Source organism: Cohnella mopanensis (assembly GCF_022352055.1).
Taxonomy (GTDB): Bacteria; Bacillota; Bacilli; order Paenibacillales; family Paenibacillaceae; genus Cohnella; species Cohnella mopanensis.
Window position 1 is genome coordinate 119373 of sequence record NZ_JAKRWM010000004.1, and the last position, 24281, is coordinate 143653.

Genomic DNA, 24281 nt, shown 5'->3' on the forward strand with positions numbered 1-24281 from the left:
GAACAAAGTAGTTACTTAATCTATTTATCTCTTTTCATCTGTCCGTCTCTGGCTCCAGCAGCCTTGTCTTTTGATAATCTCTCGAAACCGGGCCACGCTAATTCCCTACATACTTTACCGAGTAAATATGTGTTTTTGTTAAATCAATTACTTCTTGGATAAACTCTTCTTGAGGTTCCCTGAAATCGTTTTTGATCCAATTCAGAATAAGCCCGTAGAAGCCGTAGGCGGTATAAAGCTTAAAGTAATCCATGTTGACGGGGATGTTATTGATCGTTTCGAAAACAAATTGCTCCTTGTAGATTTTAAGAATGGTTTGCGGGAAAGCCGTATGCAGCCTTGGTAAAGTATCATCGTATTGGATAAGCTCGAAAAAATCCTTGTGTTCATAAATGTAGGTAACGATATTGAACGACGGGACGTTTAGTTTTGTCGTATATACTTTTTGTCCGGGAACGTAGGGTTTGCCTACGGCATCTTCCAATCCATGAAGCATGGAAGTGAGTAGTTGTTCAGCTAGTTCAACTTTATCTTGGTAATGGACATAAAAGGTGCTGCGATTATAAACTGCATCATCTACAATGTCTTTTACAGAAATAGAATGGTAACCCTTTTCTTTGATGAGCTTAATAAGGGCAGTTTTCAAATGTTCTTGGGTTCTGCTTCGACGCTGAGATGTCACCATTTGTTCGTTATTCATGAAAAGTCTCCTTCTCAAAAAAGACAGTTTTACGCTGTGTGTCTACTATATCGACATTTCAGTTTTTCTTGATGATTGGTTAACTGTGAGGAGAAGAGTACAATTAAGTTGTGAACAAAATAGCACAATTATTCACGTGATACGTGGTGATGAGCGCTATTAAAAGATTGTACTGGAGGAATCAACGATGGGCAAACTGCAAAACAAAGTAGCCGTGATTACTGGTGGAGCATCGGGAATCGGTGCAGCAACAGCGCGTTTATTTGTTTCAGAAGGAGCAAAAGTGGTTCTTGTTGATTTGAATGAAGAAAAAGGTAAGGCGTTCGAGAACGAACTAAAGGCGCAGAATGCGGAAGCGCTATTCATCAAAGCAAACATTACGAGCGAAGAAGAAGTAGCAAATATTTTCAAACAAACGGTAGAAGCTTTCGGCAAAGTGGACGTCGTATTCAACAATGCAGGGATCGGGCGCGTTCATCCAACGCATGATTTGGAATACGCCGAGTGGCGCAACACGGTAAACGTTGACTTGGATGGCGTATTCTTAGTAGCAAGAGAAGCGATCCGTGAGATGTTGAAAACCGGCGGAGGCGCGATCGTTAATACGGCATCCATGTACGGATGGGTGGGTTCGCCTGGTTCGGCAGCCTACAACGCAGCTAAAGGCGGCGTGGTAAACTTAACGCGTTCTCTCGGACTTGAATATGCAGAACACAATATCCGCGTTAATGCATTGTGTCCAGGGTTCATTGATACTCCGATTATTCCGGAAGAGAGCAAGCAGGCTTTATCTGCGCTCACTCCGATGAAGCGCCTCGGCAAAGCGGAAGAAATGGCAAAAGGGGTACTGTTCATGGCTAGCGATGATTCCTCTTTCATGACGGGCAACTGTCTGATTGTAGATGGCGGCTATACAGCTCAATAATAGAGTCTATGGCATCGAGACAAGATACACTTTACACTTACGGGAGGGAATACTCATGAGAAAATTTGAAGGCAAAGTCATTGTTATTACCGGGGCAGCAGGCGGGATCGGGAAAGCAACAGCCAAAAAACTTGCAGAGCAAGGAGCAAAACTTGCCTTGGTGGATTTGAACTTGAACGCAGTACAACAGGTTATCGCTGAGCTTAGCCTTGATGATTCAAGTGCTGTCGCTCTTCAAGCCAATGTTGCCAAGGAGGAAGAGGTTAGGGCCTACGTCGATGCAACCCTTGAAAAGTTTGGCAAAATCGACGGTTTCTTCAACAATGCAGGAGTCGAAGGTACGACCGCAAATGTAGAGGATTATCCTACGGAAACGTTCGAGCTCGTGTTTAATGTGAATGTCAAAGGCGCGTTTCTAGGTCTAAAATATGTGGTACCCGTTATGAAGAAGCAAGGATTCGGAAGTATCGTGAATACTGCCTCGGGGGCAGGGCTAATCGGTTCTCCCGGATTTGTAGGCTATAACAGCTCGAAACATGCAGTCATCGGAATGACGAAGGTGGTTGCATTAGAGGCGGCTCCGTTCGGCGTTCGTGTGAACGCTGTGGCTCCTGGTGTAATTAATACCAAAATGATGCGTAATATTGAAAAAAATACAGTTCCCGAGGATGCCGAAGGAGCAAGAAAAGCATTTGGTGCTGCAGTGCCTTTGGGAAGATACGGCGAAGCGGAAGAAGTAGCCAATGTAGCACTTTTCCTGCTGTCCGACGACGCCTCTTATGTGTCCCAATCCATTTACACGGTAGATGGCGGCCAAATAAACCAATAAACCCCAAAAGCCACTAATATTCTGATAAAAGACCATCCACTTGGATGGTCTTTCTTTTTAACTTGACTCTTGCGAATTGACTCAACAAAATCTGATTGAGACAGACCTGTCGTGTGAGTTGATTTTTCGGCTTATGCAGTCAGTTTTAAGTCCTGCAATATGTCAATACAGGTGATTAGCCTTAAAGTTACAATAAGGCGCCAGAAAAGTTTTTACAACCATATTATAATTCGCCCTATAGATGATACGCTGAACCGTATCACAAATAAGGGCAAGTTTTGAATTAGGCATGTTAAAAAATGTGGTAAAATTATAAATGTTGTCCACCTTATGGTTGTTAATCATATAACAGAGGAGAAAAGATGAAAAAGAACATTGTATTACTTTTACTATTAATTGTATTTTCTATGATGTTTTCAGGGTGTAATTCTGAACCTAAAGAAACAAATATTAATAACGCTAGCAATAACGAAAATGAATCAATATCACCTACAAATCAAACTCAAACTAAAGAATTGCCTAAATTAACTGATGAACCAACTAAGGAAAATAAGGACAATCTATACATTTTTGATAATGACTCTCCTACTCCTTACAAGGAATATATTAAGGGACTAAAATATTTAGAAGAAAATGACTCGAAATCAGAATCATATTACATGGATCACAGCGCAGATATGGTTGATATAACAAGCAATTCTCTAAAAGCTTGGGATAAAGAATTGAATAAAATATATTCTCTTTTAATTAAAAAGCTATCAGCGGACGACATTGAAAAATTAATAAACGAAGAACGCTTATGGATAAAAGAAAGAGATAAACTTGTTCATGATTACAAACCAAAATCGAAAGATGATGTTGATAACGCTGTTAAATACAATTATTGGTCGTTTTTCGCTACAAAGAATAGAACACTTGAACTAATACATAGGTATTATAGTCATGACCATGATAAGAGTTCTGCCTTAGATGCATACAGAGCGGTATTAAGAAATGAAGCCAAATTTTTTAGCATAAATGATAGCAACAATGTTAACAAAGAAGACTATTTGATTGATGGCTTATTTAACACTAGTGACGAAAATCAACCTAAACTTCATTTTACAGTAGTAGACATGGATGGTGACAGTGAACCTGAGGTAGTAGTGGAAAGATTCTATGATGGCGGAAGCGAAAACGGTGTAGTGTTGCATTATGAGGATGGCACTGTATATGGATATCTTTATGGGGCTCAAGGGATATACGAGATTAAAAAAGATGGTTCATATAGTTATTCTGGTGGCGATGGAGATGGATATGCCAAAATACAGTTTTTTGGGTTGATCAATAAATATACATTCCTGAGTTTTCATGATGATGGTGGTTATCAAATCAATAATGTACCTTCTACAGACGCAGAATTTGATAACTTTAGTGAAGCACAAAAGCAAAAAGAAAATGTGAATTGGTATGAAGTTAATGAAGATACAATTGCTTCGAAGGTAGAAGCTAAGTAAATCAACAAACTTGCCGTTATAGACAGCGCGGAGAACCGTACCATAAGTAGGGCGAATAGTGTTTCCAGGATATGGAGCGAGGACTTCAGCGGGGCGGTTCGTCGACACGGTACTAGCGATGGAACGGTTTAACGACATCTTCGGCCAGTCTTTGAAGCTGGCATGGAATGAAGTGAAGTGGAACAGTTAGGCTATTCGTCAGGAGGTATTCTCGCCTTATCATTATTTGATCAAGGAACTTTGACCCCCCAAGGGATGGGATACAAATCCGATTGAAGTTGGGTGTAAACAGTGTTACTCTAACGACGGTAAACTTATAATCTATGCTCTTCATAAATCCAACAATAGTCACCAATTTAGTTATAAGAAAGGTAACACTATGATAAAAGTTGAAAACTTATCCTTCTCATTTCCGCAAAAAGAACTATATACAAACATTTCATTTACGTTAGAAGATGATCAACATTGCGCTTTTATAGGAACAAGTGGCAGTGGGAAAAGTACATTAATAGATATACTGATGGACCCAGAGAGATATCTTTTCGATGGCAAATTAGAGATGGACCCCGATTGCACAATTGGGTATGTAAGTCAGTTCTCTCCACTAGACAGAACGAAAGAAACAACCGTTTTTGAATATATCGGAGAAAAATTTATTAAGATACAAAATGAAATACAATCTATTTGTACTGAAATGGAAACATCATCGGATATTGAGCCGTTACTCGAAAAGTATCAATTAGCTTTAGACGCATTTGATTTAATCGGTGGGGATGATTTTGAAAGCAACATTAATAAGAAACTCAATCTAGCAAACCTTATGAAGCTAAAAGATCTTAGAGTATCCGACCTGAGTGGTGGGGAATTCAAACTCATTCAAGTGATGAAGGAAATGCTTAATAGCCCAGACTTAATGATTATGGACGAACCCGATGTATTTTTAGACTTTGAAAACCTAAATGCGCTTAGAAATCTTATTAATACTCACAAAGGAATGCTGCTCGTTGTTACGCACAACCGATATCTATTGAATCATTGTTTCAACAAAATTATTCACCTTGAAAACACGGAGATCCAAGAGTTTGATGGGCGATATATGGAGTATAACTTCTCATTACTACAGACAAAAATTGAGTTACAAGAACTCGCAGTCGCTGAGGAAGAAGAAATGGAGAGAAACGAGAAAATCATCAATAATCTAAGAGCTATTGCAACTTATAATGCAGAAGCCTCTAGAGGTAGAGCGTTAAAAGCGAGAGTTAGTTTTCAAGAAAGATTGGAAGCACGTAGAATTAAAGCGCCATTTGTTGATATTAAGCAGCCGACTATCAATTTCGGTATAGATAATGAAATTGAAGATACCACTGTTATACATGTCAGTAATTATAGTCTTGCCTTTGATGAGTTGCTTTTAGACAATGTTAACTTTGAGATAAAATCTACGGATAAAGTGGCTATTATCGGTCCAAACGGTACCGGAAAAACGACTTTACTTCGAGAAATCTTTAACAATAATCATGATTCAATTGAAATAAATGCGGATGCTAAAGTGGCTTATTTATCTCAGCTTCAAGATGAAATGCTAAAGGATTCTAATACAATTCTTGAAGAATTCATTGAGGCTGGGTTTAACACTTATGATGAGATCAAATCGTATATTGCAAACTATGGCTTTGAAGGAGAAATCCTTAATCAAAAGATAGCTTCTCTATCTGGTGGAGAAAGAAATATTCTTCAGTTGGCTAAAGTTTCTGCCAGTAAAGCAAACGTATTGCTTCTTGATGAACCGACAAGTCATTTAGACACCTATACACAAATCGCGCTGGAAAAAGCCATTGAAGACTATAAAGGTGCGATTCTCATGATATCTCATGATTTCTATTCTGTTGTAAATGGTATGGACTATGTATTAATCATTGACGATAAGACAATTAGAAAAATGAGTATCCGAAAGTTTAGACAGATGATTTATGCTAGTCATTTTGATAAAGACTATTTAGAAGCGGAACAAAGTAAAAAATCAGTTGAAATGAAAATAGAATTGGCTTTAAAGAATACTGATTTTGAACTTGCAAAAGGATTGGTTGATGAGCTAGAAGAGCTGATTAAGTTGCTTTAAATGACAACCCTCTGATGATGTTGGTGGATAAGTATCAACAAAAAAGACACTGATGAATAGAATCTCAGTGTCTTTTTACTGCATTGATTTCTTGATAGCTCTTGCTGTGAGTTATAAGCAAAGAGGAGAGTATGTTGGCGGTAGCTCCGTTCATTTTGTGTCACATGACATTATGACACTGGCGGATTTGACATCAAGATCCGTAGAATACATCTACTACTTGGAAAGGATGTGGGCTCTTTGATGGCCAGAACCGTCGTCAGCTTTGTTCAAAACGGCTATTTCCTGCTGCTTACTTTCGTCACCGGATTGTTTTACTTCAGCTTTTATCTGGTCGCTCTTACATTGGGCTTGAGCCTTTCGTTTACCGTCGCGGGGGTTCCTCTCCTGACTCAGGTTTTGCGGACGACGACCGCCTTCCTGCAATTTGAACGAGTACAGACCAAGATCTATACGGACATTACCACCGAGCCGTGCGTTAAATCCGTCAACTCCGATGTGTCCAACTGGGTTCAAGCGAAAAAGGAGCTGATGAACCTACGCAACTGGATCGCAATTGGCTGGCTGTTGTTGAAATTTCCGGTAGGGATTTTAAGTCTGATCGGTGTGACCTTGCTCTACGCGGCGCCGCTTGTATTGATTGCGGTCCCGTTCCTCTATCCGTTTATCAACCTTTCCTTTATGGGGGCGTCAGTAGATACGGTTGCCAAAGCCGTGATGGTGTCGGCCACAGGGGTCTTATTGATGATGGTGAGCTACAGGCTTGCGGGCCGCTTGGCGCGTTTGATAGGCGGCTACACGCGTCTGATGATCAAGCATGTGAACCGGTAGACGCCATGCCCGGCATCGCCTCGTAGTTGTCGGATGGTATAGTTTACTCTATAGCCGTTTACTCAATACTAGTTACGTAATGTCATACTGAAGGTTTTTAGGGGTTGATGGTTTTGTTCGATATGGTCAAGCAATGGTTCTGGTACGACTGGCTCATGTTCATAATTCGCCTGGTATGCAGCATTTCTCTTGTGTTTACGACCATAGAGCTGCAAGAACATTTCACGCTGCCGATTGTGGTCCTTATGCTGTGGCAGCTGATTGCTTTTTCCGTTCCATGGCTTTGCTTGCAGCTCAATTATAAATACTACCTGCTTACCGAAATCGTGATCTCGGGCGGGTTGTGCTTGTATCTGGCTTCATTTTTTCCGCAAGCCTACTTCTCATTCCTGCTGTATGCCTTTTTAATTGCTGCCCACAGCGCGCAAAGGGCCTATCTCTGGTCAGGGCCTGTATCCATATTGCTCCTGCCCGCCATAATCAAGCTGCTTGCAGAGCAGAGTGAATACTGGGTCATGGCCGTTCACATCGGGTTGGCGTATGTCTTCGGATTCTCCTTCCATTTACTCGTGCTTAATCATCGTCAAGGCGAAATTATCAGCGACCAAAATGCCGTGCTGGAGCAGTACCTGTCCCAAATCGAGCGCATCACGCTTGCCGAAGAGCGGAACCGGCTGTCCAAAGAGCTTCATGATACCGTCGGTCATGCCTACACTTCGCTCATTATGGGATTGGAAACGTTGCGTCCTGAGCTGGCAACGGATACAGGAACAGAAAGGCTCGATTCCCTATTGAACTTGACCCGCCAAAACATGGAGCAGGTCAGAGGTTACGTGCATCAAATCGAATCGCCGCATGAGGTGCTCCCGCTGCTTCAGTCTTTGAGGAAGCTGGCGGAGGAGTTTCAGGAGCATGCCAAGGTGACGGTTCGTTTCCATGCCTACGGGGAGGAATACCCTGTAATGAAGCAAGCGAAGACAGCACTCTATCGCTGCCTGCAAGAGTCGTTGACGAATGCCGTGCGTCATGGACACTCGACAGAGATTAAGGTTTCCGTGCAATTCGAGCCCCAGCAGACGAGACTGGAAATTCAAGATAACGGCCGCGGGATGGAGCATGGGAGGGAGGGCTTCGGCTTGAGCGCCATGAAGGAGCGGGCGATGAATTTGCAAGGCCATGTGGCCGTCTATACGGAGCCGGGAGAAGGCACTCTCGTTACCTGTACGCTGCCCAGACAAACGGAGCTTAAGGATGAAGTTATTCGCCTGTTGGTCGTCGATGACCAGCCCTTTATCCGTGAAAGCCTGCGGGCTCTGCTGGAGGAGCAACAGGATTTGCAGGTTGTCGGGACGGCAGAGGATGGCGAGCAAGCGATCGAGCTGTGCAGGCAGGTTCAGCCGCAACTGGTGCTTATGGATTTGGAAATGCCGAATGTGGATGGAATCTCCGCATCCCGTACGATAAAAGAAACGTGGCCCCACATCCGCATTCTGATTCTCACCACGTTCGAGGATACCAGACAGGCTCTGGAAGCGATGCGAAGCGGGGTGGACGGATACTTGTTGAAGTCCATGCAGCCGTTAGAGCTGGCCGAAACGATACGCACCGTCTACCGCGGGGGCACGCTGATCGATCAGGGCATGTCGCACAAATTGTTTGCCCAACTGGAAGCGGACGATAGCGGGGATGATCCTTCGCCAATCAAAGAGTCATCGGCCTATGAGTTAACGCCGCGGGAGCTTGAAATTTTACAGTTCGTGTCCAAAGGACTGCGATATAAAAGCATTGCTTCCAAATTGTATTTATCCGATGGTACGGTTCGAAACTATGCGTCATCGGCTTATTTGAAGCTGGGGGTCCGCAACCGGGAGGAAGCGGTGGAAAAAGCCAGGGAGGCTGGGCTTCTGGAATAACCCCCAAGTTATTTATTATGGTGGCGGATGCCGACTTACGGAGTGATTCTACTTCGTATGATCGAACACCCGCCATTTAGATTTTTAAAGGCCGATTTTTACTTTTTCAGAATTGGCAATGTGTAGTAATCAAATGCCAGATCCAATAAGGCACTCGCTTCCTGCCGCTTCAGCAACTGCTTGGAACGGAAGTTGATGGAGCCGTCCGAATTGATCTTGGTATCCGGGTCCATGATGCCTTGGGATACAAGGGTTGTGATGGCTTCGACTGCCCAGGCATCCGTTTCGCCACGCAATGTAACCTTGGCTCCAGGCTCAGCTTGTCTCAGGTTTTGGATCATAACTGCCGCCATCTGTCTGGTGACAGGAGAATCAGGCTGATAATCAGGCAATCCGGACATCATCTGCTTCTTGTTTGGTTCAACCGTATAAGGCATGGTATCCCAGCCATGGGCGCGCAGCAGCAACTCCGAGAACTCACCCTGAGTTATCGTTCCATCCGGATCGAAGAGGGTGGTTGTCTTTCCGTCCATGACCTTCAAAGCATGAAGATTATGAATATAAGACGAATACTTGCTGTCCGCAGGTACATCAGTGAATGGCGCATTCATATCTACTTTTTGTGCATAACCCACATAGTGCGGAAGCTGCATGTAATAGAAATAGGTGATTTGGCCTGCCCCATTTTTTTGAAAGGCCACTTTATTGCCGGATTCATCCTCAAAGAGTAAAGGGTGGATCATTTTCAGCGTACTCTTGCCCAGATCTCCTGTCTCCATAACCAATTTTCCGTCTGAATAGGAAACCTGAGTCCTTATGGATCCAAGACGCGTGTTTTGGTACAATCCCGCGTAGTCCTTAGCCTGCTGCTCATTGATTGGCGAGTAGGATGTCTGTGGAGCCTCTTCTTTTCTCGGATAATAATGATTCATAAATGCCTCATACACGTCGAGACTCATCATGGAGTCGTTATTGTAGGACATGTAGAACGCTGTATTTTCCTCCGGCAGAATAACAATCAAGGATGAATGACCGGTCACATTTCCCCCTTTGATAACCACATGATGACCATTCATCTTCTCTTTGAAGTAGCCTTCGAATCCGATGGTTGTGACAGGGAATTCTTTGTCAGGGAACACCTGGTAGGTGTGCATATGCTCGATGCCCGTGGGACTTAAGATTTCTTTGCCTTCATACGTTCCTTTGTTCAGATGCATCATAAGGTACTTCACCATGTCATCTGCGTTTGATACCATGCCGCCGCTTGGTCGATCGGTTGGTTTGAATCCCTCCAGGGGGATCAGCTCGCCTTTTGGCCCATAATGGGCAGCCATTCTGCTGAGCAATTCGGGGGTAAACCGCACATTCGTCGAGTTCATGCCTAACGGCTTGAAAATATTTTCCTCCATATATTGGGCGAATGACATGCCTGATACTTCCCCTACTGCGTACCCCGCCAGTGTGAACCCAAAATTATCGTAGGTGTACGCTTCCCCCGGAGTCCTGACAACAGTCGGCATATTCGCTTCCAGAGACTCCTTCATCGGGAAGAATTGATTCACATATTCCGGTTCCGATCCCGAGAGGATATCCGGTTTGTCAAAGCCGCTGGTATACGTAAGCAGATCGTACATCGTCAGTTTTTTCCCTGTTTTATTCGGTACCTTCATCCCTCCCAGGTATTCCTGGATATCGTGATGCAAATCAATCTTTCCCTTATCGACCAGCTGCATAGCTGCCAATGCCGTGAACTGCTTCGTCACAGAACCAATCTGGAATACGGTGCTGCTGTCTACCGGAGTTTTATTTTCCCTGTCGGCATAACCGTAACCTTTGCTTAGCAGCACTTTCCCATTCGATACGACCGCAAAATTAGAACCAACCGTATTATACTTCTTCATCGCGTCCGCAAAAATGCCATCTGCAAAGGCCTCCAGTTCCTTGGCATCCCGCGGCCCCTCCGGGCTGACCTCCTCAGATGCAACTGGCGCGGAAGCCTGCGGAGTATTAGGTGCGTTCCCTGGTCGCATATAAGCGGTAACGGCGGTAATGGCCGTAGCAGTTAATAGCGCGACAGTTAATAGCAGAACTGCGAGTTTCGAGCGAGTCCATTTCTTCATAAATGATGTCTCCTTGACCATTAGATTTGCCGCTTAACAATCGGCTGAGCCCAGTATGGCAAAGGAGTTGTCACACCAACAAGTTGCATTTCGTCATCCATGACATCGAGCCATTTTGAAAGCGTCATGTGACAATTCGGTACTAGGTTTATTGACAAGGGAGGAATTAATATACGTGAAAGGGCGATTGCCCAAAACCATTAGAACTGGAGTGTGGACATCATCGCTTTCATACAAGATATCGTTATCCAATACGGTTATATTGCCATCTTCCTATGCCTTACACTTGGCATTATTGGTTTGCCTGTGCCTGATGAGATTCTCATGATGATTGTTGGCTATCTTTCTTCAATTGGACTGCTTTACTTCCCGGTATCCCTTGTGATAAGCGTCCTCGGGGCTATGAGTGGCATGCTGTGCAGTTACGCCCTTGGGCGGAAGTTCGGCAAGCCGTTGCTGTGGAAGTATGGAAAATGGGTCAGGCTCACGCCCAAAAGGATAGAGAAAACAGAGAGCTGGTTCGAGCGTTACGGCCCCTGGGCAATATGCATCGGCTACTATATTCCAGGGCTCCGCCATCTGACTTGTTACCTGGCAGGGATGAGTGGCATGAACCCACGGAAATATATACTCTACTCGGGCTTGGGAGCTCTGTGCTGGTGTGCGATTTTTATTTCAATTGGGTATTTTTTAGGGGGACATATTGATTTTTCGGATTATCATGGTTCTATTTTGGGGTTGTTTTCCTCTTGAGATAGAGGGCTTTCAAAAGAGCTAAATACTTGGCAGCAGAAAATGTAGAAGATGTAGCCCCCACCGCCCCTGTTGCGCCGACCACGGTAGCCGAGTTAGTCCGCGTGTGCGACGGCGCTAATTTCAATCAATTGCAAACGCCCGAATTTAATCATTTAAGGCGAAGGGTCAATGCCCAGAATAGAAGAGCCAAAGCACTGACAATTGCACCCAACAAGCACACTCCATTCCAGCCTGAGTAAGCATAGATACTGGTAGATACGATTGACCCGGTGGCGCTGCCAATGGAGTAGAAAATCATATAACCAGCAGTAAGCCTACTGCGTGCCTCAGGGCGCAAAGTAAGGATCATGCTCTGATTGGTGACATGTACGGCTTGTACTGCCAGGTCAAGAAGGACAATACCGACGATTAAGGCGAGAAGCGAATGTTGAGTATAACTTATTGGCAACCATGATATAAGCAACAGAATCAATGCCACGCCTGTGGTCCTTTGCCCTAAACCTCGATCGGCAAGACGACCTGCTCGCGCCGCGGCTAACGCCCCAGCAACTCCAGCGAGACCAAACGCTCCAATCGCAGTATGTGAAAGAGAAAGCGGCGGAGCACTGAGAGGCAGCACTAGAGGAGTCCATAATATACTGAAAGCGGTGAAAATCATCAGGCATAGTGTAGCACGGATTCGCAAGATTCGTTCTTGTGCGAACAGCGTGAGCAGCGAACGAAGTAGCTGTAAGTAGGATAATGATTCTCTTTTGTGCTCATAATGCGGCAGTATCCTAAACAATACACATGCCACGATTAGCGTTATTACCGCAGAGACAAGGTAGACAGAACGCCAACCGGCTAAATCCATTAATATGCCAGCGAAAGTTCGCGCCAGTAGAATACCAATTACGATTCCACTTGTCACAACACCCACGGTACGCCCGCGTTCGGCTGGGGCAGCCAAAGTTGCCGCGAACGCAACGAGCGTCTGTGTCACTACGGCAAGTAATCCAACCGAGGCTATGCCTATGAATAACACCATGCTGGTGGGAGCGGTACCAACCGCAAACAGAGCCAAGACGGATACTAGCATCTGTCCAGCGATCAGCCAACGTCGATTTAATAAATCACCGAGGGGCACAAGCAATAGCAGTCCCAGTGCGTAACAGACTTGAGTGATTGTAATGACGATGCCGACGGATGAATGAGTAATACCGAACTCGTTTGAAATAGCGTCCAGCAAGGGTTGCGCGTAATATATGTTAGCGACTGCCAGTCCGCAGGCGATTGCAAATAGGAGTGCAACATTGCGAGTCATTAAAGATGCGGGCACTGATTCTGATGCTATAAGCGCCTCTTGAACTGGTTCAGCGTGGTTGCCTGTATAATCCACAGGAATGACTTTCGGTTCTTTTACAAAGTTCCCCAAAGATAACGCCTCCTTAAATTAAATACCGATTGGTATCAAATATTGCCTGATAAATATAACTCTCGAAAAAGATGACTGTCAAGAAATAGCTGTAAAGGGCAGACTGAAAAGAGCTGAAAAGCTCAATCTAATTGACAAGGCAATCTTCACAACATACAATTATAATATACCGATCGATATGGAAAGAGGGGGTTGCTATGGCTCGACCACGCGAATTTGATGAGGAAAAGGCATTGGATGCAGCTATGCAACTATTTTGGGAAAAAGGGTTTGAAGCTACCTCTTTAAGCGACTTGACATCAAGAATGGGTATTCAGCGTCCAAGCATATACTCCACCTTTGGAGACAAAAAAGGATTATTCGAAGCTGCGTTGCGAAAATATACGAGTTCCCATGCCGCCTATATTCGCGCCAATCTTCAAAACAATTCTTCCGTTAAAGAGGCATTCCGTGCCTTTTTTGAAAATATGGTGGCGAGAGAATATGGAAAAAGTCCGAACTGGGGGTGTTTTTGCATCAATTCGCTGGTGGAACTTGCTCCTCATGATGAGAAATTTGAAATCCTAACAAGAGAACATCAGATGTATCTCTCAGTAATATTCCAAGAAACGATTGATCGAGGTTTGCGCTCAGGTGAGCTTGATACAGGTATTAACGCGAAGGGTTTAGCACAGACACTAGTCGTATCGTTAATAGGACTTACTGTGATCATGAAATCTCGTCCTGAACGATCATTTGTTGATAATTTTGTAAAAGAAATTCTTACATTGCTTAAGTAGTATTGAGATGACCGAGGTCAGTGCGTTATAGACGGTAGTGAATACCGTCTGTTTTTATTTGAAAAACTTGTGGGCTATTTTAGGGTCGGAAGGACGGTCTTTGTGTGGCACAAAAGAAAATAGTGAAAAAAATCAACAAGATTCTTCTGACTGCGATAGGCGGAATTGTACTTACTTTGGGTGTTGTGGCGGGTTATGTTTATTTCTTCATGCTTGAAAAGCCTGCTGAACCTGAACCGGATCAATGGGCTGCTGCGGAGCGCTATGTCTGGAATAAAATCAAGTTTGACCAGGATGCAAAAGCCATTTCGGCCGACGGTTCAGAATACTATTTACTTGCCAATAAGGGTGGAGCTGCTGAAGATAAATTGATCATTTATTTTTCAGGGGGCGGTGTGGCCTGGGATGCGGTGACTGCCGGACAGCCGATCAGTCTGAGTAATGTAATGAAGAACGGTGAGATCAAATATTACTTTCCGAACATTCCATTCTTTAAAGTAAGTACGCTTGGCGGCCTGTTGAAAAATAATAACCCGGACAATCCGTTCAAGGATTGGAATGTTGTATATATCCCTTATTCTACTGGTGATCTGCATATCGGGAATGCATCCAAGGAATATACGGACGCTAAAGGCAAGCCGTTTACAATGCGTTACAACGGCCAAGCCAATACGCACGCAGCACTGGAATGGATTGCAAACCATTTCGCTACGCCGGAGAAGATCCTCATTGCGGGAGAAAGCGCCGGAGGATTCGGAGCTGCTTTCTGGGCGCCTGAGATTGCGAAACGCTACCCGGATGCCCGCATTTATCAATATTCGGACGGCTCCTACTTAAATGCCGACCGCTGGCCGGATATTATCGATAACGAATGGAAGGTCAACTTTGCAGAAACCTTTGGTTATGAAGCCCACGGCGATTTGATATCGTCCGTATTCGCGGCGAACCGCAAGCTGCTCCCGGACAACGCGGTACTTTTGCAGTCCAATACGCTTTATGATGAACTGCTATTCGACTTTGAAAAGGATCTGAATGGTGACGATTCGGATGATGGCGAATATGTGCATCGCTGGTCGGCCCGCATGCTGCAATCTGCCGGAGAGCTAACTGAAGTGTTGCCAGGCTACTATTATTACATCACAGATTACGGTCTTAACGGGAAGACGGGCAGGACACCACATACACTCTCCCCATTAAATCATTTCTACAAAGCCGAACAGGACGGGGTGAAGCTGATGAAGTGGCTGGACGATGCCGTGAATAAGGATGAATATTACTCCGTGGGGCGGCATTTTGTAGAGAAAGAGGGCTGAGTTTCAGGAATTGATCGTTTGGAAGCTGGGCTATTGTTCTCGAACCACCTGTTTAAATACGAGGGTGGTTCTTTCGTTTGAGGTACAGCATCAAAAGCTGCTGAATCCTCGCGACCACTGGATGAACGTACTTTTTTTATCTTGTCCACATTTATACCTTACCAAAACGATTCGACGGCATTTACTGAACTATGCCAATATGAAAGGTGGTTTTGGGTATGGGAAATAGGAGTCCTAAAGGTTACGACCCCGTTCAGATTTTTAATTCTACATCCTTTAATGCGTCTGGAAAAGTTGAGTATGCATCGATCTTTTGCAGTGACGACAATTATTCGGTTCAGCGTGACGAGACTTGGATAGCTTCTAGCCGTGGAGTCTGTTTGGTGACTCGAATCACCGCAACCGTCAAAACGCCAAGTGGAAATATTGAAGCGGTCCCTTATACGTCTTCCGGCACTTCTTTCAGCAAGTTCGCCATTATACAGGTAGGGGTAAATCAGTTTCAAGTGACGCGTGTTGTAAGTGCCAAGAGACGCAAGTGAATTCTAAAGCGGGCATGATCATGATGAGGTAACAAACAGAAAAAGACGACAGCCAAGATACAAGGGTAGTCGTCTTTTTTTCGCTTTAAAGTTTCTTGTACCATAATATTCTGCGATACATCGAGGAATCTTTCAGGAGCCGGAAAGGGCGCAAGTCGGGTTGATAATTGCCTTCGATGATCCAAATCCGACGTTTCCTGTCGATGCCGATATCGAACCCGACTTGTCTAAGCTTGGGGTAACGCTCTCCCAGTCGCTTGGCAGCCAATAGTGCGATCCGTTCCGCTTTGACAAGCAAGCTCCGATCTCCGATTCGGGCTAATTTCAACGCCTCAAGCACGGGAATGACGCGGCTAGTCACATTCGTGACGAGATATCCTCGCGCCGCCACTTTCGCGTACGAGCCTGTCGCGTTCCATGCGGATGAAGAGCCCTTTCTCCGCTGAGCCATGATCCGAATGTCGAACGGCTTGCGTCGAATTTGAGCAAGCTGTAGACGGTTTTGGACAATATATCCGCGACCCCTGTTATTTTTATGGAGCCATTGGAGTACCTTATCGGTGTTTCTCATCGTGACTGCATTCTTTTCGTTATGAATACGATAGGCGTTCGCGCCGTTCCGTTTGATGAAAACGATATCCCTTCCGTAACGCCCGTCGCGCGGTTTCAGTACGACGCTGTGATATTGAAGCAGCATCTTCGATAAAACGTTCCGCTTAAGCAACCGAGTTTCCGGCAACCGTGCGGCAAGAGAAGCCCCCTTGCGAAGGATGCGATATTGCAACCATTTGTCTCTTTTGATCGACATTGGAATCACATACCTTTTTCAATCTTCTACAGTAACTCTAAGTCAAATTAGTGATCAGCAAAAGAGGTGATTCGTCCATATTTATGAGCCGAAGCAGGCGGCAGCGATCGATTATTTGTTTGGCAGATGAGTGGAAGTGACTTTACCGCCAAGGTTCAAAGAAAGGACCATCCCGCAAAGGATGGCCCTGAAACTTGCCGTTACAGCTAGCATGGTGAACCGTATCATAAGTTCAACTTATATATTTACTTCTTTTATATTATAGAGATCTTTATATATATTCCTCAATTCATGCTTTTGAATCTTTCCACTCGCCGTCATGGGGAATTCATTTATAAAGACAACTTTTTTAGGCACTTTAAAACCGGCTAATCGTTCTTTGCAAAAATCAATCAACTCATTTTCCGGAACGGATTCTCCTTCTTTTATTTTTGCGAATACAGTCACGGCTTCGCTCCAACGTTCATGAGGTAAACCAACAGCAGCACATTCTGCTACCTTCGCATGGCTTCTAACAACTAATTCGACTTCAACCGAAGCTACATTTTCGCCTCCGGTTTTAATTATGTCTTTCTTGCGATCAACAAACCAAACCACATTTTCTTCATCAATAAAACCACTATCGCCAGAATGGAACCATCCATATTTAAATGCGCTCTCAGTTGCCTCAGGATCTTTGAAGTAACATGTCATTGATTGAGGACCACGGTATACTAATTCTCCAAGTTCTCCAGGAGGCAATATATTGCCATCGTCATCCATTGCTTTAGCGGTTTGGGCTACAACAGGCTCCCCCCATGCAGTGCTTTTTGAAATCGCATGTTCGGGTCGCTGTGCTGTATTCGGTGGCGTAAACTCCGTTTGCCCTGATATCAGTATAATAGTAGCATTATTAAATATACTTTTAACCTGTTGATGTCTTGCAGGCGGTAAAGTCGCAATAGCGCATACACATAGTCTCATGGAAGAAAAATCTCTTGCCGAAAGACCGGGTTGGTCAGAAATTTCAAGCCACATCGGGGCAGAAAGCATCGTCCAAGTCGTCCTGTATTGTTCCATAGCATTCAATATCTTCGATGCATTATATTGTCTTATCAACACATTCGTCCCGCCTACCAAAATGTTCGGCAGAAGGATACAGGTTAATCCCCCTACATGGAATAAGGGCAACATAACAATGGAGGAATCATTATGATCCAACTTATATTGCAAAGCTGTGCTCATAGTAGAAAAATAAATGGCAAGGTGGCTTGTCTCTACTCCCTTCGGTTTTGAAGTGGTTCCAGAAGTATACATTAATTGCAATGTGTCTCGATCTTCAATCATAACTTCAATTTCTGAAGCATCCCCGGACTCCAGTTGCGAGAAAGGGAAAATGTTCTTTCCACCTAACATAAACTCTTCATCGACTTCTGTCATGAAGAGATCTTGTAAGGAAGGAATTTCATCGATTAAGATCTCCACCTTATCCTTCGAGCTTTGCGTGAAAACAAGAACTTTGGTTTCAGATTGGTTTAACTGATAAACAAGGTTGTCTAACTCCAGCTTTATATTCAGAGGCATGACGACTAAACCGGACTTCGCACATGCAAAATAAGTGATGACGAATTCATTCGTATTTTCACACAGGGTTGCTACAACATCGCCCTTTTGGTAACCCCTTTGAAGAAGGGTGCGAGCGACTTGATTTACTCTTCCATTAAATTCCTCATACGTTAATACGACATCCCTATCAACTAAAGCAATTTTATTGGGAAAACGTTGGGTGGTTCTTGTGAGCATATCCCCTACGCAGACTCTTTGAATAAGGTTTCTTTCCAAATGACTATTTACCATCATAACAATCTCCATTCTCGACTAATTCGGCATTTCCGGACAGAGGAATTCATTACATTACAATTTGTCATATGACACCATTCATGACTATATCGGATCAGTAGTCGGCCAAGCCGAGGTAGTGCAGCGAGAACAGGTTTTCAAAGCCGAACGCGGAATACGTTTGTTCAAACCCGAATAAGAACCGTGGAGTGTTCTTGTTGGCTACGGTCAGAGTTGCGTAGGCGGCATTCGCTTCGAAGAAGCTCTGCAGGCGGGTTTTCCCGCTGTCGATCGCCTCGTAGTACTTGTAGACGAAGAAGAACGGATTATCCTGCTTCAAAAGCTCCTTGTTTACTGCGACGTAGTCGTGCCAGTCGTCTCCCGTCTCACCCTCCGGCGTGGGTATCGGAAGCCACAGGTAATTCATAACCCCCCTGTCGTACGTCGGAACGGTGTGAGCGATGGGATTGATCATTTTGCCCTTAGCCAGGCCGTCGTGGACGATGCTGTTCGCGTTCAGGCCTTTGGCGGCGGTGAAGCCCCAGAAGAAGGCCGTATAGTAGTTCGTGTTCCGTCCGGCGACACCCTTGCGGTCAAAGAAATATGCTTTTTTCTGCGTCGCCCCTTCGTTGTCACCCTGGCTACCTACCACAAGGTCCATTACTCCGGCCTTGTTCTCTTTGGATAGATTCGCGGCGAGATCCTTATAGTAGAAACGCTGGTCGGTATTTTTGAAGAGACCGAATTCCTTTTCTTCCTTCAGGCGCTTCATGAAAAGGGCGATATCGTCCTGTGCGTTCCCGTCTTGGATCTGGTAGGGGGCCGAAAGGGCGACGGTCGGAACGGATTTCCCTTCGATCTGCTTGCGGTAGGCATCGTAGTTGCCGATGTACTTGGCAATTTCACCTTTCGTCAGCGGCAAACGAGAGACGGGCCACTCCGGGATAACGCTGATCGGAAGATTCTTCTGCACGATACCGTAGACGGAGACGTCCTTCAGGTACTTGCTGTCATTCTTGAAGGTGGAGTAGAGGAAGTCGGATACGAACTTCTGGGTCTTGTCCTCCTCGACGCCGTTCCATTCGAAATTGCCCGCCGAAGGTTTCATTTTGTGTGTATAGGTAAATGAAGGGACGTCGCTAGCCAGGCCGAAGATTTGGACACCGGCGACTTTGCCGCCGCGCTTTTTCTGGTCGGCTTTCAGGGCATCGTAGAGCTTGGCGGCTTCCTTGTCATTTTTTGCATCGAATAAAACGTTATTGGTGTTCTTGAACTTAGCGACGTATTGCTTGATAGCCGCGAGGTCCTTGGAGTCGACCTTAGAGCTATTGTAGACGAAGTAATAGTTGCTTTTTTCCGGTGTTGTCCCGTTGGCGGCGCTGGCAAATGCGCAGAACGGTAAAAGAGCACAGATGATTAACAGGGTAATGAAAATGTTTCCACGAAATGTTGTCAACTTATGTATCCTCCCAAAGTAGCCTTCTGAATATATATGTTACCTTATGAGTAAATTTACGGAAAGGAAAAATGAGGAAGAGAAGACGAGATGCGCCTTTTAATGCTGTAAACTTGCCGTAATGTACCGTTAGTCACGTCAGAGGATTGATTTGTAGTTTTTTTGTATGAACTGTTCCTTGACAATACCCGACTAAACCTATATGATATTAAAATAATTGACTGACCAGTCAATCTGGAAGGGGATTATTTTCATTTTGAACAATAACCAGCCTACACTAAGGGATACGAGAAAACTTCAATTAATGGAGATTGCGGTTGAGAGATTTGCCAAGTATGGGTACCAGAACACCAAAATTTCTGACATCGTTAATGAAGCTGGAGTGGCGCAAGGAACGTTCTACTGGTATTTCAAGAGCAAGGAAGTTATTGCGCTTGAAATTATTCAATCAGGAAGGCAACAGTTGCTTGAAGTCATAAGAAAAGGCTATCGCAGTGGGGAAGGTACTGTTCAAGAAATGGTTCAGGGCTCACAGCGTCTATTGACCGATATTTTTAGGTTTGCTCAGGAAAATCGTTACTTTATGGAATTGCTGCTTACAGGTAATGGAGAAGAAGAAGCGATTCGTAATGCGTTCCGGGAAACGCGCATCGAGATGGAGGAAGCGTTCAAACGCAATATCGAGCGTGCGGTGGAACTAGGTATGCTACCCGCATCTTTGGATTTTCAAATGCGTGCGGCATTGCTGATGAGTCTAATCGAGGGAACCGTAGCAAGGTGGTTGTTTGGTCCTGTTCTTCCCAATTCCAAATTGGCAGAGCGAACGGTGGAAGAACTGGCCGCAGAGACCGTTCATTTTGAATTTTTTGGATTGTTAGGAGTATGACGACAGACAACCGTAAGTATAAGGAGGATGATGTGAGTGATGCGATACGTGTTAAAACGTATAGCAATGATGATTCCTAGCGTTGCCGGAATTATCATTATCACGTTCATCTTGACAAGGGTTTTGCCGGGAGATCCCGCCTTGATGATTACGGGAGAACAAGCTCTTCCGGAGTTCGTAGATAAGGTTCGCGAGGAGTACGGTTTCAATGAACCGTTGTTCATTCAGCTGTGGGACTATATTAAACAATTATTTAAGGGAGATTTAGGATTTGCCTGGCACACGGGGCACTCTGTTGCTTCAGATTTTGTCTCGCGTTTTCCTGCCACATTAGAGCTTACGTTAGCAAGCATGGCTATAGCATTGGTCGTAGCAGTGCCGCTTGGGATTGTCGCGGCTTCTAAGCAAAACTCTATTGTTGATCATATTTCCCGCGTTCTCTCCATTATTGGTTCATCGGTTCCGATCTTCTGGCTTGGTCTGCTGCTCATTACGCTGTTTTATTCAAAGCTTGGCTGGCTGCCTGCTCCTATAGGGCGTATTAGCGGTAATGTTAATCCGCCAACACATATCACAGGCTTATATGTAGCGGATAGCTTACTGAGCTGGGATATGGTTGCATTTAAAAGTTCTCTGCATCATCTGTTACTGCCCGCAATCTGCCTGAGTATGGGTACGATGGCAATCGTGACGAAAATGATTCGAGCGAGCATGCTTGAGGTTATCCGACAGGATTTTATGAGAACGGCTAAGGCAAAAGGATTATCGGGGCGGGCTGTTATTTATAAGCACGGTCTTATTAATTCCTTAATACCTACTCTAACAGTAATAGGCCTTCAATTTGGCGCACTGCTCGGCGGGGCTGTCATTATTGAGACGATCTTTGTATGGCCCGGAGTAGGGAATTACGTAACAGAATCCATTCTTTCCGCAGACTATGCACCTATTCAAGCGATGACGCTTATTAGTGCGATATTATACGGACTCTTAAATCTAATCGTAGAACTGCTATATGGGGTACTAGATCCTCGGGTGAGATATGAATAGATCACTATGGAAAACATTGAGTCAAAGGCGACTATTGTTAGTTGGATTAGTATTCATCCTGTTATGGGTTGTACTAGCTTTGCTTGCCCCTTGGATTGCGCCATACGGTCCGAACGGAATACGAACGGAAGATAAACTGCAGTCGCCGAATATGGCGCATTGGTTCGGCACCGATAATTTTGGCAGAGATATCCTCAGCCGAATTCTCTATGGAGCTCGAGTTACCATGTGGACGGGGGTCTTATCGGTAGGCATCGCTTGTGTCGTTGGGATTCCGCTTGGAGCTATTGCTGGCTACTTCGGAGGAAAAGTCGGGAACATCATCATGCGTGTGATGGATACATTATTGGCTTTTCCATCCTTAATTCTGGCTATGGCACTTGCGGCATCCATTGGTCCAGGGCTTCTCGGCGCGTTGCTTGCGGTCGGCATTGTCGCTATTCCGGAATTCGCAAGATTGATGTATGGGCAAACGATAGTGATAAAGGAAAAGGAGTTTATTGAAGCCAGCAGAGCACTAGGTGTTCGGCATGCATCAATTATTTTCCAACACATCTTACCCAATGCGCTTGCGCCATTAATTGTCCAAATCACGCTTGGGCTTGGTTCTGCCGTATTAATAACTTCAAGCCTTAGCTTTCTCGGTCTAGGAGTAAGACCTCCTACCGCTGAATGGGGAGCGATGATCTCATACGGACGCGATTATATTATGTCGGGCGAATGGTGGATGACGTTATTTCCCGGCATCGCGATTGCTACAACGGTATTCGGTTTTATTTTACTCGGAGACGGATTGCGCGATGCTCTTGATCCGCATGGTCGGTCCTCCAAGATCCAAATAAATAAATAAGTTAATATTGGGAGTGGAAGTTATGAAACAGAAAAAACTTTATATCCTTATTTCAACATTAATCGTTGTAATGCTTCTATCAGGTTGCGCCAAAAGCTCAAATCCCAAAGAAGCCGCAAGCACTGAGGGACAGAACTCAACAGCATCTACTGAATCTGCGGCAGGGAAAACAATTACGCTCGCTTATTCGCAGGGTGCGGGACAAACGATGGATCCGCATGATGCAGGCGATTTGACTTCAGCTTCTTACGCATTCGCCTTATATGATCAACTGGTTACGAGCGGAACGGAAGAAGTAGACGGAAAAACGATGGGGCGTACCGATCAAATCGTTCCTTCTCTAGCTGAGTCTTGGAAGATTTCTGATGATCTAACCACATACACATTCACCCTGCGCGACGGAGTGAAATTCCAAAGTGGCAACCCTGTGAATGCCGATGCAGTCGTGTATTCGTTTGAGCGGGTACAGACTAAGAGTGAAGGCGGTAGCTCTTATAAGCTTGCAAACATTAAATCGGTTACCAAAATTGATGATAAGACCGTGGAATTTAAGCTTGGTGCTCCTAATCACCTGTTCCTGAAATACTTAGCCACCTTTTCGTTCTCTATCGTTGATCCATCCGCTGCCAAGAGCAACCCTGACGATTATTTGACCCAGCATTCCGCAGGCTCCGGCGCATATAAGCTAGAGAAATGGGATCCGGCGACAGAAGCGGTATTCGTAGCTAACAAAGATTACTGGAAAGGTGCTCCGAAGGTCGAAAAGGTCATTATTAAATTTGTGGCGGAAGCTTCTAATCGAGAATTATTTCTCGAAAAAGGAGAAGTCGATGTCGCTTTCGATATTCCGGCCAAGGACGTAAAAAGTCTGTTAAAGAATGATAAAGTGACCATTAACTCGGAGTCCTCAAACCGAATTGTATACCTTGGAATGAACGCCAAATTTAAGCCGTTCGATCAGTTAAAAGTACGACAAGCTATTAATTTTGTAATCGATCAAAATAAGCTCATCCAAGATGTTGCGTACGGTCAAGCGGCGCCGCTGAAAAGCTCGATTTCGAGTAAATCGCCGGATTATTCTTCCGAAGGCTATGAGTACAACTACGATTTGGAGAAAGCAAAGGCGCTAATTAAAGAAGCTGGTTACGAGAATGGCTTTACCTTTGATCTTACCGTTAACTCCTCCACGCAAGATTACGAGGACATCGCGGTTCTGCTCAAATCGGAGCTTGAGAAAATCGGCGTGACATTAAATATTAATAAGGTGGCACCTGCGCAATACCGCGAGCTAATTAACAATAAAGCAGCGGCAGCGTATCTAGGCAAATATACTTCATTAGTCAATGACCCTTCCTACCACTATGGATTTTTATTGGAAAGTAATGGCGCTTCTAACTACACGGGCTACTCGAGCAATACCGTCGATGAGTTATTAGAAAAGGCTAATGTAGAACCGGATGATGCGAAGCGTAGCGAGCTCTACAAACAAGTCCAAAAACAGGTTACGGCTGATTCTCCGTGGGCGTACCTCTATGAGAGCAATTTAATTGTCGGAATAAGCAAGGATGTAAAGGGCTATATTTTCTACTCAGACGAGATTGCTCGTTTCAGTTCACTGTACAAATAAGGTTAAGACCCCCGAGCCATAAAGGGGGTCTTGCCTACTTTTACATGCTTAG

At 44.7% G+C, this 24281-nt stretch carries 21 protein-coding genes; 15 read left to right on the forward strand and 6 right to left on the reverse strand.

The annotated features are described in order from the left end of the window. Positions 1-97: 97 nt before the first annotated feature. The gene (locus tag L3D05_RS07930; RefSeq protein WP_239615486.1) at positions 98-700 is read right to left on the reverse strand and encodes a TetR/AcrR family transcriptional regulator; all 603 of its coding nucleotides are present in this window, start codon (positions 698-700) and stop codon (positions 98-100) included. Positions 701-887: 187 nt separating this feature from the next. On the opposite strand from L3D05_RS07930, the gene L3D05_RS07935 reads away from it, so the two are divergent. The 7 genes from L3D05_RS07935 (at position 888) to L3D05_RS07960 (ending at position 8813) form a co-directional block, all read left to right on the forward strand. Then, positions 888-1625, forward strand: coding sequence for an SDR family NAD(P)-dependent oxidoreductase (locus tag L3D05_RS07935; protein WP_239615487.1), 738 nt, complete (start codon positions 888-890; stop codon positions 1623-1625). A 55-nt stretch (positions 1626-1680) separates the two neighbouring features. Continuing rightward, positions 1681-2454: an SDR family NAD(P)-dependent oxidoreductase gene (locus tag L3D05_RS07940; RefSeq protein ID WP_239615488.1), complete on the forward strand. Its 774-nt coding sequence runs from the start codon at positions 1681-1683 to the stop codon at positions 2452-2454. Between the two features lie 362 nt (positions 2455-2816). Then, positions 2817-3950, forward strand: a complete 1134-nt coding sequence (locus L3D05_RS07945; protein ID WP_239615489.1) for a lysozyme inhibitor LprI family protein — start codon at positions 2817-2819, stop codon at positions 3948-3950. 58 nt (positions 3951-4008) lie between these two features. Beyond that, the gene (locus tag L3D05_RS26435; RefSeq protein WP_255807411.1) at positions 4009-4140 is read left to right on the forward strand and encodes a hypothetical protein; all 132 of its coding nucleotides are present in this window, start codon (positions 4009-4011) and stop codon (positions 4138-4140) included. 189 nt (positions 4141-4329) lie between these two features. Then, entirely contained in the window at positions 4330-6069 is a 1740-nt protein-coding gene (locus tag L3D05_RS07950; RefSeq protein WP_239615490.1) for an ABC-F family ATP-binding cassette domain-containing protein, read from the forward strand. A gap of 243 nt (positions 6070-6312) precedes the next feature. Then, positions 6313-6900: a sensor domain-containing protein gene (locus L3D05_RS07955; protein WP_239615491.1), complete on the forward strand. Its 588-nt coding sequence runs from the start codon at positions 6313-6315 to the stop codon at positions 6898-6900. A gap of 122 nt (positions 6901-7022) precedes the next feature. After that, complete coding sequence (locus L3D05_RS07960) at positions 7023-8813, forward strand: helix-turn-helix transcriptional regulator (RefSeq protein ID WP_239615937.1); 1791 nt, start codon at positions 7023-7025, stop codon at positions 8811-8813. Positions 8814-8911: 98 nt separating this feature from the next. On the opposite strand, the gene L3D05_RS07965 is transcribed toward L3D05_RS07960, so the two are convergent. Then, a complete protein-coding gene (locus L3D05_RS07965) occupies positions 8912-10933 on the reverse strand; it encodes a serine hydrolase domain-containing protein (RefSeq protein ID WP_239615492.1) in 2022 nt (673 codons plus the stop codon). 222 nt (positions 10934-11155) lie between these two features. On the opposite strand from L3D05_RS07965, the gene L3D05_RS07970 reads away from it, so the two are divergent. Beyond that, the gene (locus L3D05_RS07970; RefSeq protein WP_239615938.1) at positions 11156-11686 is read left to right on the forward strand and encodes a DedA family protein; all 531 of its coding nucleotides are present in this window, start codon (positions 11156-11158) and stop codon (positions 11684-11686) included. A 151-nt stretch (positions 11687-11837) separates the two neighbouring features. On the opposite strand, the gene L3D05_RS07975 is transcribed toward L3D05_RS07970, so the two are convergent. Next, the gene (locus tag L3D05_RS07975; protein WP_239615939.1) at positions 11838-12992 is read right to left on the reverse strand and encodes an MFS transporter; all 1155 of its coding nucleotides are present in this window, start codon (positions 12990-12992) and stop codon (positions 11838-11840) included. 308 nt (positions 12993-13300) lie between these two features. On the opposite strand from L3D05_RS07975, the gene L3D05_RS07980 reads away from it, so the two are divergent. From L3D05_RS07980 to L3D05_RS07990, 3 genes are all read left to right on the forward strand, one after another. After that, positions 13301-13882, forward strand: coding sequence for a TetR/AcrR family transcriptional regulator (locus L3D05_RS07980; RefSeq protein WP_239615493.1), 582 nt, complete (start codon positions 13301-13303; stop codon positions 13880-13882). A 104-nt stretch (positions 13883-13986) separates the two neighbouring features. Beyond that, on the forward strand, positions 13987-15195 hold the full coding sequence (locus L3D05_RS07985) for a pectin acetylesterase-family hydrolase (protein WP_239615494.1): 1209 nt from the start codon (positions 13987-13989) through the stop codon (positions 15193-15195). 383 nt (positions 15196-15578) lie between these two features. Continuing rightward, positions 15579-15737: a hypothetical protein gene (locus L3D05_RS07990; RefSeq protein WP_239615495.1), complete on the forward strand. Its 159-nt coding sequence runs from the start codon at positions 15579-15581 to the stop codon at positions 15735-15737. A gap of 85 nt (positions 15738-15822) precedes the next feature. On the opposite strand, the gene L3D05_RS07995 is transcribed toward L3D05_RS07990, so the two are convergent. The 3 genes from L3D05_RS07995 to L3D05_RS08005 all read right to left on the reverse strand — a co-directional run bounded on the left by L3D05_RS07995 (position 15823) and on the right by L3D05_RS08005 (position 19819). Then, on the reverse strand, positions 15823-16545 hold the full coding sequence (locus L3D05_RS07995) for a YheC/YheD family protein (RefSeq protein WP_239615496.1): 723 nt from the start codon (positions 16543-16545) through the stop codon (positions 15823-15825). 237 nt (positions 16546-16782) lie between these two features. Continuing rightward, on the reverse strand, positions 16783-18384 hold the full coding sequence (locus L3D05_RS08000) for a class I adenylate-forming enzyme family protein (RefSeq protein WP_239615497.1): 1602 nt from the start codon (positions 18382-18384) through the stop codon (positions 16783-16785). 94 nt (positions 18385-18478) lie between these two features. Beyond that, complete coding sequence (locus L3D05_RS08005) at positions 18479-19819, reverse strand: hypothetical protein (protein ID WP_239615498.1); 1341 nt, start codon at positions 19817-19819, stop codon at positions 18479-18481. A 256-nt stretch (positions 19820-20075) separates the two neighbouring features. Between L3D05_RS08005 and L3D05_RS08010 the strand changes: the two genes are divergently transcribed. The 4 genes from L3D05_RS08010 to L3D05_RS08025 are packed head-to-tail and all read left to right on the forward strand — an operon-like array spanning position 20076 to position 24229. Then, positions 20076-20705, forward strand: a complete 630-nt coding sequence (locus tag L3D05_RS08010; protein ID WP_369417959.1) for a TetR/AcrR family transcriptional regulator — start codon at positions 20076-20078, stop codon at positions 20703-20705. Between the two features lie 39 nt (positions 20706-20744). Then, on the forward strand, positions 20745-21752 hold the full coding sequence (locus L3D05_RS08015; protein WP_255807442.1) for an ABC transporter permease: 1008 nt from the start codon (positions 20745-20747) through the stop codon (positions 21750-21752). Then, complete coding sequence (locus L3D05_RS08020; protein WP_255807412.1) at positions 21745-22602, forward strand: ABC transporter permease; 858 nt, start codon at positions 21745-21747, stop codon at positions 22600-22602. Before L3D05_RS08015 ends, L3D05_RS08020 begins: the two co-directional genes overlap by 8 nt. Before the next feature lie 22 nt (positions 22603-22624). After that, positions 22625-24229 (forward strand): ABC transporter substrate-binding protein, encoded by a 1605-nt coding sequence (locus tag L3D05_RS08025; protein WP_239615501.1) that lies wholly within the window; start codon positions 22625-22627, stop codon positions 24227-24229. The last annotated feature ends 52 nt before the right edge of the window (positions 24230-24281 follow it).

Bases quoted from the DNA above. Each gene is read 5' to 3' on its own strand.
- L3D05_RS07930 (WP_239615486.1), bottom strand. From the start codon at position 700: ATGAATAACGAACAAATGGTGACATCTCAGCGTCGAAGCAGAACCCAA.
- L3D05_RS07935 (WP_239615487.1), top strand. From the start codon at position 888: ATGGGCAAACTGCAAAACAAAGTAGCCGTGATTACTGGTGGAGCATCG.
- L3D05_RS07940 (WP_239615488.1), top strand. From the start codon at position 1,681: ATGAGAAAATTTGAAGGCAAAGTCATTGTTATTACCGGGGCAGCAGGC.
- L3D05_RS07945 (WP_239615489.1), top strand. From the start codon at position 2,817: ATGAAAAAGAACATTGTATTACTTTTACTATTAATTGTATTTTCTATG.
- L3D05_RS07950 (WP_239615490.1), top strand. From the start codon at position 4,330: ATGATAAAAGTTGAAAACTTATCCTTCTCATTTCCGCAAAAAGAACTA.
- L3D05_RS07955 (WP_239615491.1), top strand. From the start codon at position 6,313: ATGGCCAGAACCGTCGTCAGCTTTGTTCAAAACGGCTATTTCCTGCTG.
- L3D05_RS07960 (WP_239615937.1), top strand. From the start codon at position 7,023: ATGGTCAAGCAATGGTTCTGGTACGACTGGCTCATGTTCATAATTCGC.
- L3D05_RS07965 (WP_239615492.1), bottom strand. From the start codon at position 10,933: ATGAAGAAATGGACTCGCTCGAAACTCGCAGTTCTGCTATTAACTGTC.
- L3D05_RS07975 (WP_239615939.1), bottom strand. From the start codon at position 12,992: ATGACTCGCAATGTTGCACTCCTATTTGCAATCGCCTGCGGACTGGCA.
- L3D05_RS07980 (WP_239615493.1), top strand. From the start codon at position 13,301: ATGGCTCGACCACGCGAATTTGATGAGGAAAAGGCATTGGATGCAGCT.
- L3D05_RS07995 (WP_239615496.1), bottom strand. From the start codon at position 16,545: ATGTCGATCAAAAGAGACAAATGGTTGCAATATCGCATCCTTCGCAAG.
- L3D05_RS08000 (WP_239615497.1), bottom strand. From the start codon at position 18,384: ATGATGGTAAATAGTCATTTGGAAAGAAACCTTATTCAAAGAGTCTGC.
- L3D05_RS08015 (WP_255807442.1), top strand. From the start codon at position 20,745: ATGCGATACGTGTTAAAACGTATAGCAATGATGATTCCTAGCGTTGCC.
- L3D05_RS08020 (WP_255807412.1), top strand. From the start codon at position 21,745: ATGAATAGATCACTATGGAAAACATTGAGTCAAAGGCGACTATTGTTA.
- L3D05_RS08025 (WP_239615501.1), top strand. From the start codon at position 22,625: ATGAAACAGAAAAAACTTTATATCCTTATTTCAACATTAATCGTTGTA.